The 21,980-nt window shown below is 35.7% G+C and carries 16 protein-coding genes, 1 tRNA gene and 1 pseudogene; 9 read left to right on the top strand and 9 right to left on the bottom strand.

Annotated features, from left to right (window positions below; genetic code table 11):
- Positions 1–347: 347 nt before the first annotated feature.
- Positions 348–420 (bottom strand) — tRNA-Ala (locus FJR04_RS13975).
- A 27-nt stretch (positions 421–447) separates the two neighbouring features.
- On the bottom strand, positions 448–1,197 hold the full coding sequence (locus FJR04_RS13970; protein WP_168495728.1) for an HAD family phosphatase: 750 nt from the start codon (positions 1,195–1,197) through the stop codon (positions 448–450).
- A gap of 276 nt (positions 1,198–1,473) precedes the next feature.
- On the opposite strand from FJR04_RS13970, the pseudogene FJR04_RS26650 reads away from it, so the two are divergent.
- A pseudogene (locus FJR04_RS26650) lies at positions 1,474–1,704 on the top strand (RtcB family protein); the annotation flags it as partial.
- The gene (locus FJR04_RS13965) at positions 1,693–3,219 is read left to right on the top strand and encodes an RtcB family protein (RefSeq protein ID WP_371717996.1); all 1,527 of its coding nucleotides are present in this window, start codon (positions 1,693–1,695) and stop codon (positions 3,217–3,219) included. The pseudogene FJR04_RS26650 and the gene FJR04_RS13965, both read left to right, overlap by 12 nt.
- Before the next feature lie 134 nt (positions 3,220–3,353).
- Here FJR04_RS13965 and FJR04_RS13960 read toward each other — a convergent pair whose 3' ends face one another.
- The 3 genes from FJR04_RS13960 to FJR04_RS13950 all read right to left on the bottom strand — a co-directional run bounded on the left by FJR04_RS13960 (position 3,354) and on the right by FJR04_RS13950 (position 8,761).
- On the bottom strand, positions 3,354–5,078 hold the full coding sequence (locus FJR04_RS13960; protein WP_168495724.1) for a cation:proton antiporter: 1,725 nt from the start codon (positions 5,076–5,078) through the stop codon (positions 3,354–3,356).
- A 274-nt stretch (positions 5,079–5,352) separates the two neighbouring features.
- On the bottom strand, positions 5,353–6,795 hold the full coding sequence (locus FJR04_RS13955) for an S-layer homology domain-containing protein (RefSeq protein ID WP_168495722.1): 1,443 nt from the start codon (positions 6,793–6,795) through the stop codon (positions 5,353–5,355).
- 157 nt (positions 6,796–6,952) lie between these two features.
- Positions 6,953–8,761, bottom strand: a complete 1,809-nt coding sequence (locus FJR04_RS13950) for an S-layer homology domain-containing protein (protein WP_168495720.1) — start codon at positions 8,759–8,761, stop codon at positions 6,953–6,955.
- A 368-nt stretch (positions 8,762–9,129) separates the two neighbouring features.
- Here FJR04_RS13950 and FJR04_RS13945 point away from each other — a divergent pair, with 368 nt between their 5' ends.
- Positions 9,130–10,023, top strand: coding sequence for an alpha/beta fold hydrolase (locus tag FJR04_RS13945; protein ID WP_168495718.1), 894 nt, complete (start codon positions 9,130–9,132; stop codon positions 10,021–10,023).
- Between the two features lie 101 nt (positions 10,024–10,124).
- Here the strand turns inward: FJR04_RS13945 and FJR04_RS13940 are convergent, their stop codons facing one another.
- The 3 genes from FJR04_RS13940 to FJR04_RS13930 are packed head-to-tail and all read right to left on the bottom strand — an operon-like array spanning position 10,125 to position 13,312.
- A complete protein-coding gene (locus FJR04_RS13940) occupies positions 10,125–11,054 on the bottom strand; it encodes a hypothetical protein (protein WP_168495716.1) in 930 nt (309 codons plus the stop codon).
- Between the two features lie 3 nt (positions 11,055–11,057).
- Positions 11,058–12,158 (bottom strand): DUF3696 domain-containing protein, encoded by a 1,101-nt coding sequence (locus FJR04_RS13935; protein WP_168495714.1) that lies wholly within the window; start codon positions 12,156–12,158, stop codon positions 11,058–11,060.
- Positions 12,155–13,312 carry a DUF262 domain-containing protein gene (locus FJR04_RS13930; protein ID WP_168495712.1) on the bottom strand — a complete coding sequence of 386 codons (1,158 nt, stop codon included), beginning with the start codon at positions 13,310–13,312 and terminating at the stop codon, positions 12,155–12,157. The genes FJR04_RS13935 and FJR04_RS13930 overlap by 4 nt, the downstream gene beginning before the upstream one ends.
- Before the next feature lie 271 nt (positions 13,313–13,583).
- Here FJR04_RS13930 and uvrA point away from each other — a divergent pair, with 271 nt between their 5' ends.
- Entirely contained in the window at positions 13,584–16,526 is a 2,943-nt protein-coding gene (gene uvrA / locus FJR04_RS13925; RefSeq protein ID WP_168495710.1) for an excinuclease ABC subunit UvrA, read from the top strand.
- A gap of 172 nt (positions 16,527–16,698) precedes the next feature.
- A complete protein-coding gene (locus FJR04_RS13920; RefSeq protein ID WP_168495708.1) occupies positions 16,699–17,118 on the top strand; it encodes a DUF29 family protein in 420 nt (139 codons plus the stop codon).
- A 164-nt stretch (positions 17,119–17,282) separates the two neighbouring features.
- Here FJR04_RS13920 and FJR04_RS13915 read toward each other — a convergent pair whose 3' ends face one another.
- Positions 17,283–17,846: an SRPBCC family protein gene (locus FJR04_RS13915; RefSeq protein ID WP_168495706.1), complete on the bottom strand. Its 564-nt coding sequence runs from the start codon at positions 17,844–17,846 to the stop codon at positions 17,283–17,285.
- A gap of 360 nt (positions 17,847–18,206) precedes the next feature.
- Between FJR04_RS13915 and FJR04_RS13910 the strand changes: the two genes are divergently transcribed.
- The 4 genes from FJR04_RS13910 (at position 18,207) to FJR04_RS13895 (ending at position 21,944) form a co-directional block, all read left to right on the top strand.
- Positions 18,207–18,401, top strand: a complete 195-nt coding sequence (locus FJR04_RS13910) for a hypothetical protein (protein ID WP_168495704.1) — start codon at positions 18,207–18,209, stop codon at positions 18,399–18,401.
- A 40-nt stretch (positions 18,402–18,441) separates the two neighbouring features.
- Positions 18,442–18,606: a rubredoxin gene (rd, locus tag FJR04_RS13905; RefSeq protein WP_168495702.1), complete on the top strand. Its 165-nt coding sequence runs from the start codon at positions 18,442–18,444 to the stop codon at positions 18,604–18,606.
- Between the two features lie 47 nt (positions 18,607–18,653).
- Complete coding sequence (locus FJR04_RS13900; protein ID WP_168495843.1) at positions 18,654–19,886, top strand: NAD(P)/FAD-dependent oxidoreductase; 1,233 nt, start codon at positions 18,654–18,656, stop codon at positions 19,884–19,886.
- Positions 19,887–20,519: 633 nt separating this feature from the next.
- On the top strand, positions 20,520–21,944 hold the full coding sequence (locus tag FJR04_RS13895; RefSeq protein WP_168495700.1) for a sugar transferase: 1,425 nt from the start codon (positions 20,520–20,522) through the stop codon (positions 21,942–21,944).
- Positions 21,945–21,980: the final 36 nt, after the last annotated feature.

Here is a 21,980-nt window from a genome sequence, read left to right as displayed (position 1 = left end):
TTAATGTGTTTCTTAATAGTATTTCTGCTGTCAGCACAACACGTGCTACGAATGGAAGATACACTCTAAATCAAAAAATTTGTATTTATTTAAAGTCAATGGGCAATAGAGACCTATAAGTTTCATTACTTATGGCTAGTTATTTCATAATTTAGCGTGTCAATTTCAGTGTCAACTGTTTATAAATAACATCCAGCCACACAGGAATCACAGCCTTACCTTCATCCAGGGAAGCGATCGCTCTTTTCCGATCAAATTCTACTAAATAAAGTGAATTTGCGAATACCGTATCTGGAGAATAACGACATTAATTTGCGAAATGCGACATATAATGTGCGAATGTACAATGGAGAATAGGAGACTCGAACCCCTGACCTCTGCGGTGCGATCGCAGCACTCTACCAACTGAGCTAATTCCCCTTATTAATCTGACATACATACCATATCTTAACATTCAGGGACAATAGTTTCCACATCTTTTTGCGAAAAAACTTCCTGTACCCGCTGTAAATCCAAATCAATCAGATAATCAATCGTCCAGTTAGCTTGACGTTGGAGCATATGGAAGGGATAAGTATTTGCTACTCCTACCACTTGCATTTGAGCGCGTTTGGCGGCTTGGATACCTACGGGAGTGTCCTCAATCACTAAACACTCATGAGGTTTTAGACTTAATTCTGGATATTCCTGATTTAGTCGGTCAACAGCCAACAAATAACCTTCTGGGTTAGGTTTACTCGTGCTGATATCATTCCCCGACACAATTACAGAAAAGTATTCAGCTAATTTAGCAGATGTTAATACTATTTCTATTTCTGGGTATAAAGCATCACTGACTAACCCCAACTTGAGATGACGGGAACGAATCTGAAAAATTACATCTTCAATCCCAGAATACAAAGGCAATTTTTCTAGTTTCTCCAATTCCTGCACATAAGCTTGAGCTTTGCGAGTGAGTAACTGCATCATGTATTCTTCCGTCACGAGCCTACCACGATTTTTCAGCAGGTTCTGAACATAAGCGCGATGGCTTTGCTCTCCACAGGTACTAATTTTACCTAAACTAGCTTGACGTTCCTGCACCCGTTGGGGTTGAAGATTTTCCTGAACGAGAATCTCATCTATTAGTTGGATATGAATTGGTCCATCCTTAATGATGACACCATTAAAATCAAATAAAACTGCCTTTAAACTCATAGTGCAAACTGGAAACAATCCTCCAGATTATTATTATTCATTTTGGTATCCAGGAAAATATGATCACAGTGAATTACCGGAATATATTCAAGATTAACCTATTTTTGTAAATATAGGTTGACAAAATTATAATTCATGTAATATATATGTAGTATGTAATGATTGGGTTTAAAAAGTTCTTGTTAAAAAGATATATTTATTGAGTTTCTCCACTTATCAAGAGAGAGAGTTTCTCAAACCGATCATCATATTCATCTAAAATTGTTAATTAAAATTATGCCCTACGAACAATTAGGAATTACTACACCACACCCGGTTTTATCTTGGGCAAATCATTCTTTAGGCTCAGATGAAACTAAAATGGCCAAGAATGTAGCCTCATTGCCATTTGTATTTAAGCACGTGGCTTTAATGCCCGATGTTCACTTAGGAAAAGGCGCATTAGTTGGTTCAGTTATTGCTACTAAAGACGCTATTATTCCTGCGGCTGTTGGCGTGGATCTTGGTTGCTTTATCGGAGAAACTTTGATTCCTTTAGTTGATGGAAAATCCTATCCTATCAAAGGATTAGTTGACAAAAATGAAGAATTTATAGTTTATGCCTGCACCCAAACCGGAAAAATTGTAGCTGCTAAAGCTACTGCAAAATTAACGAGAACAAATGCGCCTCTTGTTAAAGTAATTTTAGATAATGGTGAAGAGATAATCTGTACTCCAGATCATCAATTTATGCTTCGAGATGGCAGTTACAAAGAAGCACAATTACTGGAAATAGGTACTTCTTTAATGCCTTTTTATTCCCAAGTTGATAAAGATGGTTATACACTCATATCTCAACCATATTCTGGAAGATGGCAAAAGGCACATTGGATGATTGCTCGTTCTGGTTTATTAGGTAAAATTAATGAATTGGATAACCGTCCAGGAAATATTGAACTGATAGATGATCTCATTCATTATAATCACAAAATTGTTGCAATAATTCCCCTAAATTACACAGAAAATGTGTATTGTCTCACAGTACCGGAGTATCATAACTTTGCTCTCAAAGCAGGAGTATTTGTTCACAATTGCGGTATGAGTGCTATCAAAACACAATTTACAGGTGAACAATTAGAAGGCAAACTAAAGAAAATTCGCCTGGATATTGAAGCAGCAATTCCCACAGGATTTAATGAAAACAAAGATGTAGAAAAAGCAGTAACTAACTGGCAACGTTGGCGCGATTTTTCTAACTTGCATCGTGGTGTGCAAGATTTAGAAAGTAAAGCCATGAAACAAATGGGTTCTCTAGGGGGAGGAAATCATTTTATTGAAATATGTCTGGATACAGAAAACCAAGTTTGGTTAATGCTGCATTCTGGTTCTCGCAATATTGGTAATAAATTAGCACAATGCCATATTAATACTGCTAAAGAATTAGCGAAAATGGCAAATAATAAATTACCAGATCCCGATTTAGCTCACTTTGTCGTAGGGACACCAGAATTTAAAGCCTATTGGCAAGATTTACAATGGGCGCAAAATTATGCACATTTTAACCGTGATGTAATGATGTTCCGATTTAAAAAAATCGTTGAAAAACATATTAATGGAGGAAAAGTTACCAAACCTTTATTAGAGGTAAATTGTCATCACAATTACGCCGAAAAAGAAGTACATTTTGGCGAAGATGTGTATGTAACTCGTAAAGGTGCAGTTCGCGCTCAAACAGAAGATTATGGGATTATTCCTGGTTCAATGGGAGCAAAATCTTTCATTGTTAAAGGTAAAGGTAATGCTCATAGTTTTTGTTCTTGTTCCCATGGTGCAGGGAGATTAATGTCAAGAAGTAAGGCTAAAAATGTCTATACTCTTGATGATTTAATTGCCCAAACTGAAGGTGTAGAATGTCGTAAAGATACGGGAGTGTTAGATGAAATTCCTGCTGCTTATAAACCTATTGAGCAAGTAATGGCAAATCAAGCCGATTTGGTGGAAATAGTCGCAACACTTAAACAAGTTCTTTGCGTTAAAGGTTAAGGTAGGGTGGGCAATGCCCACCTGATTTGACAATTTTTTTGAGTCCTTATACCAAATAGAATAAGATTTCAAGAATAATTAACCGCAGATGAACGCAGATGAACGCAGATAAATACGGGTGTTTGTTATTTCGTTTATTCTTTGTCTGGTCTAACACTTAAGTATCTATCTTTGCGAATAGTATTGATCACAGTTTGGATGTAATTTTCTGCTGCACCCAAGGTTTTTAGTAAATGATTTCCTAACTCTAATGCGGCTTCAAATTCAGGTTGTACGACTTCTTTCGCACCCATTTGAGTCAAGATGTCAATTTCTTTGTTACTGTGTGAACGAGCAATTACATCTAAATTAGGGGCAATAGTCAAAGCATTTTTCAAAAGTAAGCGGGTACTGGCAGGATCTGGAAGGGCGATCGCTAAAGCTTTGGCAGTTTCTAAATGTGCTTTTTCTAATACTAATTCCGAATCTGCATCACCGAAAATGTAAGGAATTTGGCGTGTTCTTAATCTTTGTACAGATGCTTCGCTATTTTCAATTACTAAAACTGGATATCCTTCTGTTTGTAAGATGTTGACAATTACTTGCCCAACTCTACCATAACCTGCTACTACTACATGACCAGTAATTATTTCTGGCATAGATATTGTTTTTGGTGCAGAAAAGCGTTGTAAGAACTTTGTGAGGAAGGGATTTTGATTCAGATAATCGGCAATTAAAGGTGCAACTTTGAGTGAGAAAGGTGTAAGAATTAGTGTAATTGCTGTTGTGCCTAATAGTAAAGAATAGGTTTGTGGAGACAGCAATTCTAATTTTAACCCAGCTAATGCTAATACAAAAGAAAATTCACCAATTTGGTTAATTCCTAAACTGACTATAATAGCATTTTTGAGAGAATAGCCAAACTTTAAAACAATGCCTAAAATAATTGCTGCTTTACCCAACAATACCAAAGTTACAAGTCCTAATATTAGTCCAAAATTGTTGATCAGAATAGTTGGATCAATCAGCATTCCAATTGATGCAAAAAACAGACTAGCAAATGTATCTCGCAACGGTAAAATTTTTGCTAGTGCCTGATCAGCATAATCAATTTCCGATATCATTAAACCAGCAACAAACGCTCCCATAGCAATGGAAAGACCTAAATATGCAGTTATTAAAGCAACTCCTAAACATAAAGCAATGACAACTAACAGAAATAATTCATTACTTTCTGTGGCAGCAATATTACTTAAAATGCGGGGAACTATCCACACACTTAATATAATTGCTGTTATTGCAAACAGGGCAATTTTGAGTAAAGAAAATCCCAATGCTACAGCAATATTTTCGGGTTGTTGCAAAGCAGGAAGTATTGCTAACATTACACCCAAAGCTAAATCTTGGGTAATTAAAATTGCCAGCATAATTTGTCCATGCACGGTATTAGTTTCACCCTTTTCTGTGAGTGTTTTTAATACTATTGCTGTGGAAGAAAGAGATAAAACTGCTCCTAAGAAAATGCCTTTTGTAATTCCAGAAGCCCAACCTGTGGAGACAGTTACTATTGCAACTAGAGCAATTGTTAAACCAATTTGTAGTAAACTACCTTTGATGGCAATATCTTTAACTCGTTTTAATTCTGCTAAAGAAAATTCTACACCCAGAGCAAACAGTAGAAAAGCGACACCAATTTCTGCTAAAGATTTAATATCAGCAACATTGCTTAATAACTTTAAACCAAAGGGTCCAATAGCAAAACCACTCACTAAATAACCAAGTATCACAGGTTGATGTAACCGATGGGACAAAAATCCTCCTAGTGCTGTAGCGACTAAGACGATTGTTAAATCCAAAATTAGACTATGTTCTGTTTCCATATTCTGTGTTTTATTTTGTTATCAACTTATGTCAATCACTTTTCAGAGTAACTTGAGTTGGTAACAGTCAACATCTACACCTCGATAGCTAAGTTGAAAAAGTAGGTAAGGGAAAAGGGGCGTTGCTGATAGCCTGCGTGGCGATAGCCATATTGAGGTATGAAATTCCTAAATTGAACCTTTAAAACTCTTACCTTTGCGTCTTTGCGCCTTTGCGTGAGACTAAAATTCATACCGTTAATCAGCAACGCCGGAAAAGGTTAGGTTAGACAGTTTATTTTGATGGTAAATCTGCTACTTTACCAGCACTAACCATTGCTCTGTACAGTAAAGCACATACATCTGCTCTGGTGGCAACTTTTTTAGTATTTAGCAGTTTTTTATTGGGATGATTGATAATTACACCATTTTCTGTGAGTGCAGCAATGAAATTACGATGTTCGCTTCTAATACTTGAAGCATCGCTATAAACTGAAAGAACATTTGTTGCTGAACCCGTAAATTTATAATTCAATCCTTTGGCTAAAGTGATCAAAATATCTAACCGTTTCAGCTTTTGTGTGGGGTTAAATTTTTTACTATCAAGGATGGTAAAAAAGCCCATTTCATAAGTTTCACGAATAGCATCATAAGCCCAATATTGACGAGGGACATCTTTAAAATTAACTGCTTTGCGGACTTTACTTTTGATAAAGACTTTTTGTAATAAGGCTGCTAATTCGGCGCGAGTGACTGGTGCATTCGGACGGAAAGTACCATCAGGAAATCCGCCAATTACTTCCATTGCTGCTAATTCGGCAATATATTCTTTAGCCCAATAGTTGTTAGGAATATCAGAAAATGATACTTGGATACCTTTGGCTACACCTATTTGGCGGTATTGACTTAATAACTGTCCGAGTGCAAAACTAGAATTTTGGTTAATTTGAGTTAACGGTACTAAACTACCAGGAGTAACTGTTAAGGCTTTTGCTAAGTTAGAATTAAAAGCATTGATGGATTTACCAACTAAAGCAAAATCACCCTCTGTAAAGGAGATAGGATAAGCACCAGTTGTGGCAACTTGAGAAAATCCGGCAGCTTGATATTGGGTAATATTAATATTTTGGGAACTATTGAGGAAAGTAACTTTTTGATTATTTACTTCTGTAAAATAGTCGTAAGTGGTAGTATTATTATCAACAACACTATCATTATTCATGTCAACACCATAAAGGCTGCGAACTACTTGATATTCACTAGGATTAGCTGATAAAATCAGATTGACGGCAGTATTTCCCGGTAAACAGGCAAATTCACTGTAGCCAATAAAGCGATCGCTAGTATCATATAATCGCACAACGATGCGATCGCCTAATTTAAATCCTTTCGTAAATTTAGCTTTTTGCTTAATCTTATATTTATAATCACCTAAAAATCTTTCTTGATGATACTTTTCGCCATATTTACTCTTAATAGAAACACGGGCAATTACTTCGGAAATTGTACCACCAGGTTGCCATATAGCAAGCGTAAATTCTGATTTTTTTTCTGGGGAAAAATCCCTAATAATGGGAATATCAACTGGTTGTCTGTCAAATTGATTTGCTAAAAGTTGCGTTGCTGGGGAATTACTAAGTTTTGATTCTGCTAATACCGAAGATATTGGCGATAATGCGACAACAGAGACGGCTGCAACAAATAGTTTACTCCAATAAGTTAAGTTAATAGGATTCATTGTATTTTACTCTCGCCAGTGTACTAATCTTCCCTAGATCAGAAATTTTTGATGCTAGTGAAGCTTACTGATAACACAGAGCATTTTATATTACTTTTGACAAAGAGGCAAAAGGCAAGATCAATTTCTTACCTATTACCAATTACTCTAAACTAAATTACTTTTTACCACCCGGAGTTCTTCCTCCTTCATCATTGCTACCACCACGAGGACTAGATTTACCAGGATCGCAACCTTCCGCACCATTACCAATACCTTGGTTACAGTTAGTGCGATTAGGTTTTACTTTTCCTTTGTCATCATCATCATCGTCGTCATCATTATCGTCGTTGTCGCTGCGGTTAGGTTTTACTTTTCCTTTGTCATCATCATCATCATCGTCGTCGTTATCATTATCTGAGGAAGAGTTAACTGTGTATTGTGAACCAATATCAACAGCATCACCTTTGCTTACTAAAGCTCTGTATAGTAAAGCACAAACTTCTGATCTGGTAGCTACTTTGTTAGCATCGAGTAAATTTGTATTGGGATAGTTGACAAGTACGCCATTTTGTGCTAGTGAAGCGATGAGGCTACGAGATTCACTACTAATGCTGGAGATGTCGCTGTAGGCTGATAAAATGCTTGTATTGGAATTGGTGGTTTTATAGTTTAATGCCTTTGCTAAGGCGACTAAAACCTCTAAGCGAGTGAGATTTTGTGTAGGATTGAAGTTGTTACCAGCAGTATTAAAAAAGCCCATTTGATAAGCTTCACGGATAGAGTTATAAGCCCAGTAGTTGCGGGAAACATCTCTAAAACTGGTAACTTGGCGAACTTTGTTGTTACTAAAAACTTTTTGGAGGAGAGTAGCAAATTCAGCACGGGTAACGGGTGCGTCAGGACGGAAAGAACCGTCGGGGAAACCTTGAGCAATTTCCATTGCTGCTAGTTCGGAAACGAAGTCGTTAGCCCAGTAGTTTGTAGAGATATCAGAAAATGCTGTTTGAATGCTTTTGGCTACACCTATTTGACGGTAGGATGTTAATAATTTTTGCAGATTAAAACTGGAGTTGTTAGTAATTTGTGTTAACTGTACTAAACTACCAGGTATAGCTGTGAGGGCTGGTGCTAAGTCTGAACTAAAGATATTTAAAGACTTACTGAGCAAGGAATACTCACCCTGTTTAAATGATGTCGGATAAATGCTGGTTTTAGCAACATTAGTCAAGTTTGTGGCTTGAAACTTGGTGGTGTTAATATTTTGAGAACTGCTGAGGAAAATAACTTTTTGCTCTTTGACTTGGGTGAAGTAGTCGTAGCTGGTAGTGTTGCTATCAACAATGTTATCTTCGTTAGCATCTACACCGTAAACAGTCCGAACTATTTGAGTTTGTGTAGGTTGGGGTGATAGAACTAGGTTAACGGTTTGGTGTCCTGGTAGACATTCAAATTCACTATAGCCAATGAAGGTATTTTGGGTATTGTACAATCTTACAACAATGCGATCGCCTTTCTTGAAACCTTTCGCAAATTTGGCTTTTTGCTTAATTTGATATTTGTAATCACCTAAAAATCTTTCTTTATGGTATTTCTTCCCATGTTTACCTTTGAGAGAAACCCTTGCAATTACTTCTGATAGTGTACCACCTGGTTGCAAAACCACTAAGGTAAATTCTGATTTTTTCCCTTTCAGAGAATTACTTTTAGTTGTATTTATGATCTTACGTTCTCTAACCGTATTTCTTTGACGGGTAGTACGTCCTGTTTTTTTATCATCATCATCATCATCGTCATCATCATCATCATCATCGTCGTTGTCATTATTATCAGCTAAAAGTTGCTTTGTAGATGAATCCGTTAATTGAGATTCAGCACTATTGGATAAACTTGTAGCTGCTAATGTGGCGGATACTGGCGAAAACAAAACTACAAAAACCGCAATCACAACAAGCTTCGGCCAATAACTCAAGTTCATAGAATTCATATTGATTTTATCTCACACCTGATGTCCAGTATTTCTAGAGTCTTTCCTATATCTAAAAGTTCCTGAATACAGGCACTATTTAATGCTAGTAAAAATGATGATAAAAAAACAGTATTATACAAGACCTTGGATCTTATAGATAGTTATAAATGAAAAAATTGAGCTTTTTCGATTTAAGAATTGTTAAAACTCTGATCTTTACGCTTTTGCGTGAGATTAATTCATCTTCAATTATCCAACCCCGAAATAAACCACAAATCTCAAATATCACAAAACGCTGACATTTTTATCTGTCTTGCAATACCACTTAATTTGCGAATAATTTAATATTGTTATATAAGTAAATAATACTTTAGGAAACTTAACAAATGACAACTAGCACCCCAGATTTGCAGACATTAGAAAAACAGATTTGGACTTGGCGAGATTACAAAATTCAATATACAGTTATGGGTACAGGTCAGCCTTTGGTGCTAATTCATGGCTTTGGTGCTTCCATTGGTCATTGGCGTAAAAATATCCCAGTTTTGGCTAATGCTGGTTATCAAGTCTTTGCTTTAGATTTGTTGGGATTTGGCGGTTCTGATAAAGCAACTATAGATTATAGCATGGAAATATGGGCAGAACTCTTAAAAGATTTTTGGAACGCACATATTCAAAAACCAGCTATATTTATTGGTAATTCCATTGGCGCACTTTTAAGTTTAATCATTTTAACAGAATACCCGGAAATTGCGGTTGGAGGAGTATTGATTAACTCTGCGGGTGGTTTGAGTCACCGTCCCCATGAATTGAACCCTGTTCTTCGCATTTTCATAGCAACCTTTAATAAATTGGTATCTAATCCCATTACAGGTAAATTCGTCTTTAACCGCATTCGCCAAAAATCGCAAATTCGCCGGACACTATATCAAGTATATAGCGATCGCAATGCAGTAACAGATGAACTCGTTGATTTACTTTATAACCCATCTTGTGATCCAGGAGCGCAAGAAGTTTTTGCTTCTATTCTGACTGCACCTCCCGGACCTAGTCCAGAGGAATTATTACCTAAGTTAGAATTTCCGTTATTAGTAATTTGGGGTGCAGAAGATCCTTGGACACCAATTACGGGAGCGAATATCTATGAAGCAGCACGAGAAAATGGCCAAAATATTAAAATTGTCCCTATTCCCGGTGCTGGCCATTGTCCCCATGATGAAGTTCCAGATATTGTGAATAGTGAAATTATTGATTGGTTAGGACAGGTAATTGATAATTAGTGAGTCCTTAAAAAGTAGAAGTTCAATAATTAGGCTATAAATCTCATGTAACCCTAGCAAATAGTGGAATAAAACCTTGGATATCATGGATATAAGTCTATTTATTGAATTTTAATATCAATATAGCCAATCATAATTTCAGTTGGTTTTAAAGGATAAAAATACAATCTCCATGCACCTGGAGTCATGCGAATATGCAAACTAAATAATCTTTTTTTTCCGTCAGGACATTGAAAAGTTAACTCTTTTTCAAATTTTTGTAATCTGGATTCACTTTCGGGAGTTGCTTTACTAGGTAAACTATTGAGATCAAAATTACCTGATGTCCAATTTTTAGAAGCATTTTCAACTTCTGTTAATTTTTTAATAATTGCTTGAAATATAGGATGACTGTTTTTAATATTTTGTAATTGTTTTTCTACAGAATCACAAAATTCTAAATGAGGAAATATCTTTTTTCTTTTATTCCATAAATCTAAGCCACTATCAATATTATCTTGAAGACGATTCTTAATCCATTTTTGATGTTCAATAACATGATTTATACTGCTTGCGTGTCTAACTTCTATATTTTCTTCTAGTAATTCTCCATCTTCATTAGTTGTAACTTCTAGGAGAGAGATCACACTATTTTCCCATAATTCTGATGTTTTTAAACTAACAGATAATGCTTTTAATCTATAAGCATAGACAAGTCCTTTCGGTTCGTTATTACAATATGTGCAAGCATATAATAATTCAGTTTCTTGATCTTGATCAAAAATTTCATCAACCTCAAAAAATTGCATACTTAAAATAAAATCTTGTTCAACTTGATCAACACTTGGATCATTGAGCCATTTTCCTATAGGATAATCAGATGCAAGATTAATATTATAAAACTTATCATTACTGAGTAATTGTTGTTGTAAACCTTGTTCTAATGCTTCTCTTAAAGTTTGAATAAAGTTAGACATTAATTCTCTAGCTTTATATTCGTCATTTTCTAAATTCAAAAGACATAATTCATTAAATACCAGTTGAATATCCATTATTTAATCTCCCACTGGTGCTAATAATGCTCTTGAACTTTTATTCCATTCATCAAAGAAATTTTTAGGAATTGTATTAATACGTCCTTTTTTGTCTAATTTAGGAGAAATAATTTTAATTTCATTCATTTGACTTTGTATTTCAAAAAAGTGTAATTGTACATCTTCTGGCTTAATTTTACCATCATGAACAGCAATTCTTATACCATTTAAAATATGATCACTGTGACTTTCAATAATAACTTGAATACCATGATTTGCAGCTAAAGCTAATAATTGACCTAGTTGTGATTGTCCTTGAGGGTGAAGATGAGATTCAGGATTTTCAATAATTATCATTGTTCCTGGTTTAGAGGAAAGAACTGCTGTTAGAATGGGTAAAGAATAAGTGACACCAAAACCTACATTAAAAGGAGAATATTCTTTACTAACTCCAAAAGAATATTTTATTGTCATTGCATTGGCAACTTGTCTTATGTTAATATTAATATTAGGACTAATTTCTCCCATCCAAGCATCAACTTGATCTTTCAAACTTTGAGATTTACTGCGAGGATGACTTAATTCACTAAGGGGAATATCTTGATTACCAAATTCATATAAAAAATGTGCGGTATATTCTCCTTTTTTACCTAATTGTCTATGTTTAACCACATCATTTTCAGATAAAGGATAAGATTCCTCTGGTGTAATTCTTTCTGCACCTAAATAGTGAAAATTATCATTAAATAAATTAAATTGATTAATTTGAGCATCATTAATTATTAATGCAATTGGTAGCACATTACTACTAGGAGAATCATAATCAAAATTCCAGATTGTGTGCTGATCATTTTCCCAAGTAATTCCAAAGCTAATTAATTCTTCTTCCGCATTTTCATATAGAGCATCTTCAGCAGTACCTATATAAGCTATTTCACTATCAAGTTTTAGCCCATTACTCGGTAAATAGTCTGTTATATAAGCATAGCGCAATAAAATTAATGATTGAATTATAGAAGATTTACCTGTACTATTTAAACCAGAAATTAAGGTAAGAGGTTTAAAATCAAAATTTTCATCTGCAAATGCTTTGAAGTTCTTTAAATGTAATTTTTTAATCATGATAATATACTTTGAATAATTCCTTGAATATGTTTAAATCGTTCTTTGACGCTGTTAGCATCTCCAGCACTTTTATATAAGATACTATCAAACTTACCATCTTCTTGCTCTTTTAATAAAACTTGATGTAAATCTTCTTTTCTTTGTTTAATAATATTGATTTCCTGATCATCTAATTTAGCAAGATTGATTGACCATGCTTCCAATAATGCTTTATTAATAGGATATCTTTTTTGTTGCTTTATGGTAGATAGTTTTGGTTTTCTAAATGCTTGTCTATCAAATAAATCATAAGCAAGATTCATAATCAACAAAAATTCTTGTTTAATGTTCTCTATTTCAGAATCATCCATTTGATTCATCTCGGTCATTTTTTTATCTAAAAAATAATCATAATCTTTGAAATTTAGGTTATCTATATTACTTGTCATTAAAGATAAAACTTTTAAAATACATTCTTGATCAATCATTCTTTTATCTTTAATTCCGTTATCTGTTGTTTTTTTAAATTCTGGAGATTCAGAAAGTTCTTTTAATAAATTTGTGATTTTATTTGGAGAGTTTTTAGCATAGCGCATTTCTTGAGCAGAAAGTGCAGTTCCTCCTTGATTAATACGTTTAAATATATTAAAAGTAATTTCGGATGATGTTCCTCTTAAAATTAAATATACTGTTAATTTTGTTTCTTTAATTCTTCTTTTCCAACGAGGTGTAAGTTCCTGATATTTTTTACCATGTAAATCAGTGAAAAAATCTAATCCATTCAGATTAAAACTTTGATCAGTGACAAATTCCTTAAATGTTGTTATTCTTTGGATTCCATCTATGACTAGCCATTGATCATCATTAGTTGCATCAATATAAAAAGCAGGTAAAGGAATTTGCAATAAAAGAGATTCAATTAACCGACTTTTTGCAGTTCTAGTCCAAATACCTTCTTTTCGTTGAAATTCAGGTGCGATCATTCGATGATTATTTAATCTGTCCAGAATTTGCTGTACGGTCATGATATTAGTTCCCATACTAATGCAAGTCGGATCAAATCCTTGAGAAAGTGTTGGTTCTTCATCCGGTTCTTCTTCCGCTTCAATATCTATATCTTCTTCATATTCTGAGTTAATGTGGTTCTGTTCTAAATTCTTTGCTTCTGTCATACTAAATACTTTGAATTACAAGTAACTTACTTTAAATATAAAAAATCATATCGCAAGTGGAAAAACTAAAATAAAAGCCTTATTCAGTAAGACTTTAAATCTGAGTATATTTTCAAAATTTAAGTCATGTTCCTATAGATACTGAAGAACCGAAAACATGAGGTTATGTCCTGGGTAGGAAATTAAGATAACTGATACTCTACTATAACCTGAGCAAAGATAGTATTATTAAGGATTGTTTCACCGTGCAACCTTTCCTTAGCCTGTCAATATGTCAGAAAATCTCGCTGCTTCTTTAAACGATGTGCTTCCATCCGCTCACAATAGCCAAAATACTATCCGCATTCGGGGCGCTAGGCAGCATAATCTGAAAAATATTGATTTGGAATTGCCCCGCGATCGCCTGATTGTCTTTACTGGCGTTTCTGGTTCGGGTAAATCGTCCTTGGCGTTCGATACCATTTTCGCTGAAGGTCAACGTCGTTATGTGGAATCCCTCAGCGCCTACGCTCGACAATTTTTGGGACAGTTGGATAAACCTGATGTCGAAGCAATCGAAGGTTTAAGTCCGGCAATTTCCATTGACCAAAAATCAACTTCCCATAATCCCCGTTCAACTGTGGGAACGGTGACGGAAATTTATGATTATTTGCGATTGTTATATGGTCGGGCTGGTGAACCCCATTGTCCGCACTGCGATCGCTCTATTGCCCCTCAGACCATTGACCAGATGTGCGATCGCATCATGGAACTTCCTGACCGTACCCGCTTCCAAATTTTAGCCCCTGTAGTCCGGGGTAAAAAGGGAACTCACCGCAAATTAATTTCTGGTTTAGCCGCGCAAGGATTTGTTCGCGTGAGGGTAAATGGAGAGGTCCGCGAGCTATCAGATTCCATCGAGTTAGACAAAAATAATACACATACTATAGAACTGGTTATTGACAGATTAGTTAAAAAAGATGGAATGCAAGAGCGTTTGGTAGATTCTCTAGCAACTTGTCTTAAGCAATCTCACGGTATTGCCATAATTGAGGTATTAAATGAGACATCTACCAAAATAGCGCTGGAGCGCTCTGATAGTAAGTATATAACAACTGAGGCAGAAAATCAAGGTATTTCTGAACAAGAATTACCGATAGAAATGGTATTTTCTGAAAACTTTGCTTGTCCGGAACATGGTGCGGTAATGGAAGAATTATCCCCAAGATTGTTTTCTTTCAATTCCCCTTATGGTGCTTGTCCCCATTGTCACGGGATTGGGACTTTGAGAAGATTTTCCCCAGAGTTGGTTGTACCTAATGCAGATTCGCCCATGTATGCAGCGATCGCTCCTTGGTCAGAAAAGGAAAACTCCTATTATTTGGAGTTGCTGTATGCTGTCGGTTTGAATTATGGCTTTGAGTTACAAACTCAATGGGGTAAGTTGACACCGGAACAGCAAAAAGTTGTTTTGTATGGAGAAGAAAACAAAAAAACCACAGAAGAGAAAAAGCAGACATTTAAAGGTGTAATTCCCATTTTACAAAGACAGTATGAAGGGGGAACAGAGTTAGTTAAACAGAAATTGGAAGAATATTTAATTGACCAACCTTGTGAAGTTTGTGGAGGGAAAAGATTAAAACCAGAAGCCTTAGCAGTAAAGTTAGGACAATATGGAATTTTAGATTTTACCAGCGTTTCCATTCGAGAATGTCGGGAAAGAGTAGAAAAATTAAAATTGAGCGATCGCCAAACTCAAATAGCTGATTTAGTTCTCAGAGAAGTAAAAGCCAGATTGCAATTTTTATTAGATGTTGGCTTAGATTACCTCACCTTAGATCGTCCCGCCATGACATTATCAGGTGGAGAAGCCCAACGGATTCGATTAGCGACACAAATCGGTTCGGGACTAACAGGAGTTCTTTACGTTTTAGACGAACCAAGTATCGGTTTACATCAAAGAGATAACGGCAGATTACTCAAAACATTAACCAAATTACGCGACTTAGGAAATACCTTAATAGTCGTCGAACATGACGAAGAAACTATCCGCGCAGCTAACTATATAGTTGATATTGGACCTGGTGCAGGAATTCATGGCGGAAATATTATTTCCGAAGGCAGTTTCGAGAATTTACTCAATGCTGAAGATTCTTTAACTGGTGCTTATTTATCAGGCAGAAGAGTCATCAATACCCCAGCTAAAAGACGGGAAGGAAACGGACGGGCTTTAACTATTAGAAATGCCCATCGTAACAACTTACAAAATATAGATGTAGAAATTCCCTTGGGGAAACTTGTTTCTGTGACAGGTGTTTCCGGTTCAGGAAAATCTACCTTAATTAATGAATTACTTTATCCAGCTTTACAACATCATCTCCTCAAAAAAGCTCCCGCACCCAAAGATATAGATGAAATCAAAGGTTTAAATTGCGTTGATAAAGCGATCGTCATTGACCAATCACCTATTGGTAGAACTCCCCGTTCTAACCCAGCCACCTACACCGGAGTTTTCGATATCATTCGTGATGTCTTTTCCCAAACTGTAGAAGCTAAAACCAGAGGTTATAAACCCGGACAATTTTCTTTTAATGTCAAAGGTGGACGTTGTGAAGCTTGTAGTGGACAAGGTGTAAATGTCATTGAAATGAATTTTCTCCCTGACGTTTATGTACAATGTGAAATTTGCAAAGGTGCGAGATATAACCGAGAAACTCTCCAAGTTAAATATAAGGATAAATCAATTTCTGATGTTTTGAATATGACGGTTGAGGAAGCCTTAGATTTTTGTCAAAACATTCCCAAAGCTGTGACTAGATTACAAACTTTAGTTGATGTTGGTTTAGGTTATGTACAGTTAGGACAACCAGCCACAACTTTATCTGGTGGGGAAGCCCAACGGGTGAAATTAGCCACAGAATTATCTCGACGCGCGACAGGAAAAACACTTTATTTAATAGATGAACCCACCACAGGTTTATCTTTTTATGATGTCCACAAATTGCTAGATGTTTTACAAAGATTGGTGGATAAAGGAAATTCAATTTTAGTCATTGAACATAATTTAGATGTAATTCGTTGTTCTGATTGGGTGATAGATTTGGGACCAGAAGGAGGAGATAAAGGTGGAGAAATAATCGCAGTCGGAACACCGGAAGATGTGGCGAAAAATCCCCGTTCTTATACTGGACAATATTTACGGCAGGTGTTGGAACAATATCCGGCAGTTGTCTGAATTAGGATTTACAGGATTCACCTACCTAAAAACTCTTCTTCCTTTGTGTATTTTGCGGTTTGTTATAAAATCTGAATTTCTCACGCAAAGGCGCAAAGGAAGAAAAATTTTAGATTATAATGTAAATGTTGATGTATGAGAGGTTGTGTATAAACAGGAGTCATAAAAGACGATGGAAGAATTATTAACTTTAAAGGAATTATTACATGATGGTAAAATTCCTGAAGCTTTGGAATTGGTGGAAGAGTTGGAGGAAATGAGTAAGTCGGATAAATTAAATAAGATTTTTAGTTATGGGATTATTGTTTTATTGCATTTAATTAAACAAAAGGCGGAAAAACGCTCTACTAGGTCTTGGGAAACTTCTATTTTTAATTCGGTTAAACAAATTCAACGTACTAATCAACGCCCCAAGGGTAAGGGTAATTATTTAACGGAAGATGAGTTATTGGAAGCTTTGCAAGATGCTTATGATTCAGCTTTAAGAAAATCTGCTTTAGAGGCTTTTGAAGGTAGGTATGCAGCAGATGAGTTGGGGGAATTGGTAAATCGGGATGAAGTAATTCAGGAAGCAATGGATTTAATTTTCTGATAGTGTAGCGCAAGCCATATCAGGATGTACAGGATTTAAGGATGTACAGGATGAAAACAGAAATTTACCAATCACCAATTACCAATTACCAACCCTTCGGCTACGCTCAGGGCAAGTCACCAATCACCAATCACCAACCTTAACTAGATAACTAGCAACTTGGGTTATTTATTACAGAGAACCTGTCGCATTTTTGAAAGGTTTGCTGGTAACTCCAAGTTCATTGCTTGTTGAATAAAAATAGAAGGGATAGGAATATTTGGTGTTGCTTGAACTGTATAGGCTAAAAGAGTTCCGTTACCCATATCTTTCAATTCTAAACTGGCTTGAAAATCTTCAAATGTACCTTTCTCCATGCGGAAGTGAACTTGTTGTCCTAAAACTTCCACCACATTAAGATAAATTTCTACTTGGGCTGTGAAAAATAAAAAAGCTTTTTGTGCAGCTTGATACAGACGTTTGACATCACCTTTAGATATAACTTCGCTTTTGGTAATATCAGGAAAATATTGTACCCAGCGGGGATAATCTGTAATTTGCTGCCAGACATGGGATCTAATCAGGGGGACATACATCCAGGCAGTGACACCACCTCCCCAATTGGTATGAGATCGGGTTTGCAGCAATACTTCCCCTTGAATCAACAATTTTTGCTTATCTTGACTCCAAAGCATATCTGATACCGCTAGGGTGGTGTTAGCCATACTCTTATGATTTGCGTTTGCCATATAAAATACAGATATAGTGATTTTCGTTACTTTTTTAACCGATTGATCAGATGATCTAACTGAGTTTAACTCACTCAATTTCAATTACGGTTTAATTTATAGATTTTTCGTAGATAATTAGTCTAAAGTTCATATTCCTGACTGGGCGCAAGTCATATTCCTGACTGGGCGCAAGTTATATTCTTGACTGGGCGCAAGTTATATTCCTGACTGGGCGCAGGCCCTGCGCCCCTACTAGTCCTAACAAAAAGACTGTGACAATAACCCCACTCCTAAACTACTTCCTACAAGCGAGGAGGGGGCTATGATCTACCTGATATGATTAGATCAAGTGTAAATTAAAGTTGAGAGGAAAATTCAGTGAATCAATCTTCTTTAAATCGCAAATTAACCCAGACTTTTGGTGTTTTGCTGGGTATGGGTATATCCCTGTTTGTACTCAGAGGGTTTGGTATTATAACTTTTCTACCTGGTGGTATCATTGCTCTTTTACTATTGGGGGCGATCGCTCTGGCAATTTTCAGTTATGCTCAAAAGAGATGGTGGCGTTTTTAATTTCTTTCTCTAGCCTGCTAATTTGCCAGAGGAAAAAAATATGCAAAAGTATATATGCAGCGTTTGCGGTTATATCTATGATCCAGAAATAGGTGATCCAGATAGTGATATACTACCAGGAACAGCCTTTGAAGATATACCAGATGATTGGGTTTGTCCAGTTTGTGGTGCAGAAAAAGCTGATTTTGAATTATATGAAGTGTAAATAAATAGTTAATCTAGTCAATAGATGCTATTAATAAATTTTTGAAGTTGTTACCCTTGCAAATTGTAGTTATTGGTGGTGGGGCGGCGGGATTTTTTGGTGCGATCGCTTGTGCTGAAGCTAATCCCCAAGCCCAAGTTACTTTAATCGAAGCCAGTCGTCAACCTTTGGCGAAAGTTCTCATTTCCGGTGGGGGACGTTGTAATGTCACTCACGCTTGTTTTGAACCCAAGAATTTAGTCCAGAATTACCCTAGAGGTGGTAAAGCTTTGTTGGGTGCATTCAGCCGTTTTCAACCTCTAGATACCATTGCTTGGTTTGCGGCACATGGGGTAAACTTAAAAACAGAAGCTGATGGACGAATGTTCCCCATTACAGATCGTTCGGAAACAATTGCAGAATGTTTAATTAAAGCTGCTTTCACTGCCAAAATAGAACTCCAGATTGGTACACCTGTCACTGCTGTAACTCGACAAAATGAGGGTTTTGAAATTCTCCTCAAATCGGGAGAAACCAAAAAATGCGATCATTTACTTTTGGCTACAGGTAGCAGTTTAGCAGGTTATAAAATCGCTAGAGAATTAGGTCATCACATCCAACCCCCAGTTCCCTCTCTCTTCACCTTTAATATTACGGATAGCCAACTCCGGGAACTAGCAGGAATTAGTGTTAATTCAGTAAATATACGGTTGTCAGGTACAGGTAAAACCCCATTACAACAAACTGGACCCTTGTTAATTACCCATTGGGGTATAAGTGGTCCAGCAGTTCTCAAACTTTCCGCTTGGGGTGCAAGAATACTTCATGAAAATCGCTATCAAGGCAAATTAATTATCAATTGGTTGCCAAACTTACAACAAGAAGAAGTTAGAAAAAGGCTGTTAGTGGTAAAAGAAGAATGGGGCAAAAAAGCGATCGCTTTACATCGAGGAGTAGATTTACCTCATCGTCTGTGGCAATACATTATCACTCGTAGCCATATTACTACAGAAGACCGTTGGGCAACCATATCCAATAAAACTTTAAATCAGCTAGTCCAAGAAATTACTCAGGGAGAATACTTAATTACAGGTAAAGGCGCATTTAAAGAAGAATTTGTCACCTGTGGTGGTGTCAACCTCAAAGAAGTTAACTTTAAAACCATGGAAAGTAAAATAGTTCCCGGCTTGCATTTTGCTGGTGAAATCTTGGATATTGATGGTGTCACCGGAGGCTTTAATTTCCAAAGTGCTTGGACAACAGCCTCTTTAGCTGGACAAGCAATGGTAATTCAAGACTAACAATAGCACATTGGTACTCTCTGTCAAGCTCCGATCCTCAAACTCAAAGGTTTTCATTCTACAGTATATTTCAGGTGTATAAAGTACACCCCTTCCCAACTCTGCCCTTAATCAGGGAGAAATGTGTAACATCGCGGATGGGGTATTTTTGTACCTGATGAATTTAAAATATGCTGTATGTTATGCAATTTAATTCTTTAATAACTAATTTATCCATAGTTATACAAGGTATTACCGTTGATTTTTATACGCATTCCATTTAAATCTACAAAAATAAATCCTGGGTATATACTTAAGTAACATCACCTAAGGAAGCAAAAAGTGTTTGTCTAAATCTAATGTGAAAATAGCAATAAGATAATATAAAGAAACTTTTTGACTTATTTACAGTATCAAAAAATATGATATTTTAGGAAGATGTCGAACTAAAAAAATATTTCTTTGACTCATCGTTTTTAATGAGTCCACTAAAAAGCTGTCTTTAGTAATTAAGAAACTGCTTATCCAACGCTTTATTGCGTTCAAAGGATAAGTTTTTCTAATGCCTATTGTTTTGGTTAATAACGAAACCATTTTAAACAGTAAAAATACTGAATAAACCTTAATTTCCAATTTGTTACCAGGGATAGAGTCATGAACAATCAAAGCTTAATTAGTAGTAACCTCAGTGAGGCGGAATTAGATTTGCGCGCACCTACGTTTGCTAAAGTACGTAAAGGAGGATGGTGGCTGCGATCAATGACACTAATTTTAGTAGATACTATTTTACTATTAATTGCTTGGATATTAGCTGAATATCGTTTAGCTTGGGTTGGACAGTACGAATATTCATCAATATTGATAGCGGTTTTTATTCAAATAGCATCACTATACTTTCAAGGTAATTATGAACCAGGCACAAAACGTGCGAACTATGGGAATATTATCAAAACACTATTTTTTGCTCATTGTGTGATCTTAATGTTCAGTGTTTTATATCAACCAATTGAAGATATGAGACGTTCAACATTAATATTTTTTTTGTTAATGAGTACATCTTTAGTTTGTGTTGGTAGATTAGTAATCAACATCAGTATTGAATATTTGCGGAAAAAGAAAAAAATTGGTTGTAATCCAGTTTTCATTATTTGTGATTCCCAAGACGAAGAAATAGTTTTTAGCTTTATTAAAAAAGAAAATCGTTACATCATAGCTGGGAGTAATAACACTAACTGTCTAGATAGGAATAATCGTCAAAAAACTTTAGAAACACTTAATAAACTTGGAGTAACAGAAGTATTTATTTCTTGGAGTGCTATCCAAAATAGAATGTTTTTATGCTGGTTATTTCAAGCATCAGGTATTACGCTACATCTTTTACCTGTAGAACTAAAAGCAATTTACCGAGATATAGAAATACACAATGTCGGAGGTATGACTTGTTTAAGTTTTATGTGTCCAGTAATTATAGGTAAAGATTTCTGGATTAAGCGAATTTTTGATATTTGCTTTGCGACTTTATTTCTCATCTTTACCTTTCCTGTATATTTAGCGATCGCTATTGCCATTAAATTAGACTCTCCAGGTTCAGTATTTTATAGACAAACCCGCATAGGCTTACGTGGAAAACAATTTAAAGTCTGGAAATTCCGGACTATGAGAACAGATGCGGACAAACTCCAAAAAGAATTAGAAGCCTTAAATGAAGTCAAAGATGGTATTATCTTTAAAATCAAAGACGATCCTCGCATCACTCGTATAGGTAAATTTCTCCGTCGTTATAGCTTAGATGAACTACCCCAACTATTTAACGTTATTCTTGGAGAAATGAGTTTAGTTGGTCCTCGTCCTTTACCCACTAGAGATGTAGATAAATTTTCCGAACGTCATTTTATCCGTCAAGAAGTCTTACCAGGAGTAACAGGAATGTGGCAAGTTTCAGGACGTTCCAACATTTTAGACTTTGAACAAATCATGAAACTCGACCTCAGATACATTGAAAACTGGTCACTGTGGTTAGATTTCCAGATTCTATTGAAGACAGTGCAAGTCGTTTTGAATAAGGAAGGAGCTTATTAATAAATAATAAATATAAAACAAATAATCCACCTTAGA

It is taken from the genome of Anabaena sp. UHCC 0204 (genome assembly GCF_009711975.1).
Classification (GTDB): domain Bacteria; phylum Cyanobacteriota; class Cyanobacteriia; order Cyanobacteriales; family Nostocaceae; genus Dolichospermum.
The sequence above is the reverse complement of the archived record's forward strand: the minus strand, read 5'-3'. Positions and strand labels throughout refer to the sequence as shown.

Bases quoted from the DNA above. Each gene is read 5' to 3' on its own strand.
- FJR04_RS13970 (WP_168495728.1), bottom strand. From the start codon at position 1,197: ATGAGTTTAAAGGCAGTTTTATTTGATTTTAATGGTGTCATCATTAAG.
- FJR04_RS13960 (WP_168495724.1), bottom strand. From the start codon at position 5,078: ATGGAAACAGAACATAGTCTAATTTTGGATTTAACAATCGTCTTAGTC.
- FJR04_RS13955 (WP_168495722.1), bottom strand. From the start codon at position 6,795: ATGAATCCTATTAACTTAACTTATTGGAGTAAACTATTTGTTGCAGCC.
- FJR04_RS13950 (WP_168495720.1), bottom strand. From the start codon at position 8,761: ATGAATTCTATGAACTTGAGTTATTGGCCGAAGCTTGTTGTGATTGCG.
- FJR04_RS13945 (WP_168495718.1), top strand. From the start codon at position 9,130: ATGACAACTAGCACCCCAGATTTGCAGACATTAGAAAAACAGATTTGG.
- FJR04_RS13940 (WP_168495716.1), bottom strand. From the start codon at position 11,054: ATGGATATTCAACTGGTATTTAATGAATTATGTCTTTTGAATTTAGAA.
- FJR04_RS13935 (WP_168495714.1), bottom strand. From the start codon at position 12,158: ATGATTAAAAAATTACATTTAAAGAACTTCAAAGCATTTGCAGATGAA.
- FJR04_RS13930 (WP_168495712.1), bottom strand. From the start codon at position 13,312: ATGACAGAAGCAAAGAATTTAGAACAGAACCACATTAACTCAGAATAT.
- uvrA (WP_168495710.1), top strand. From the start codon at position 13,584: ATGTCAGAAAATCTCGCTGCTTCTTTAAACGATGTGCTTCCATCCGCT.
- FJR04_RS13920 (WP_168495708.1), top strand. From the start codon at position 16,699: ATGGAAGAATTATTAACTTTAAAGGAATTATTACATGATGGTAAAATT.
- FJR04_RS13915 (WP_168495706.1), bottom strand. From the start codon at position 17,846: ATGGCAAACGCAAATCATAAGAGTATGGCTAACACCACCCTAGCGGTA.
- rd (WP_168495702.1), top strand. From the start codon at position 18,442: ATGCAAAAGTATATATGCAGCGTTTGCGGTTATATCTATGATCCAGAA.
- FJR04_RS13895 (WP_168495700.1), top strand. From the start codon at position 20,520: ATGAACAATCAAAGCTTAATTAGTAGTAACCTCAGTGAGGCGGAATTA.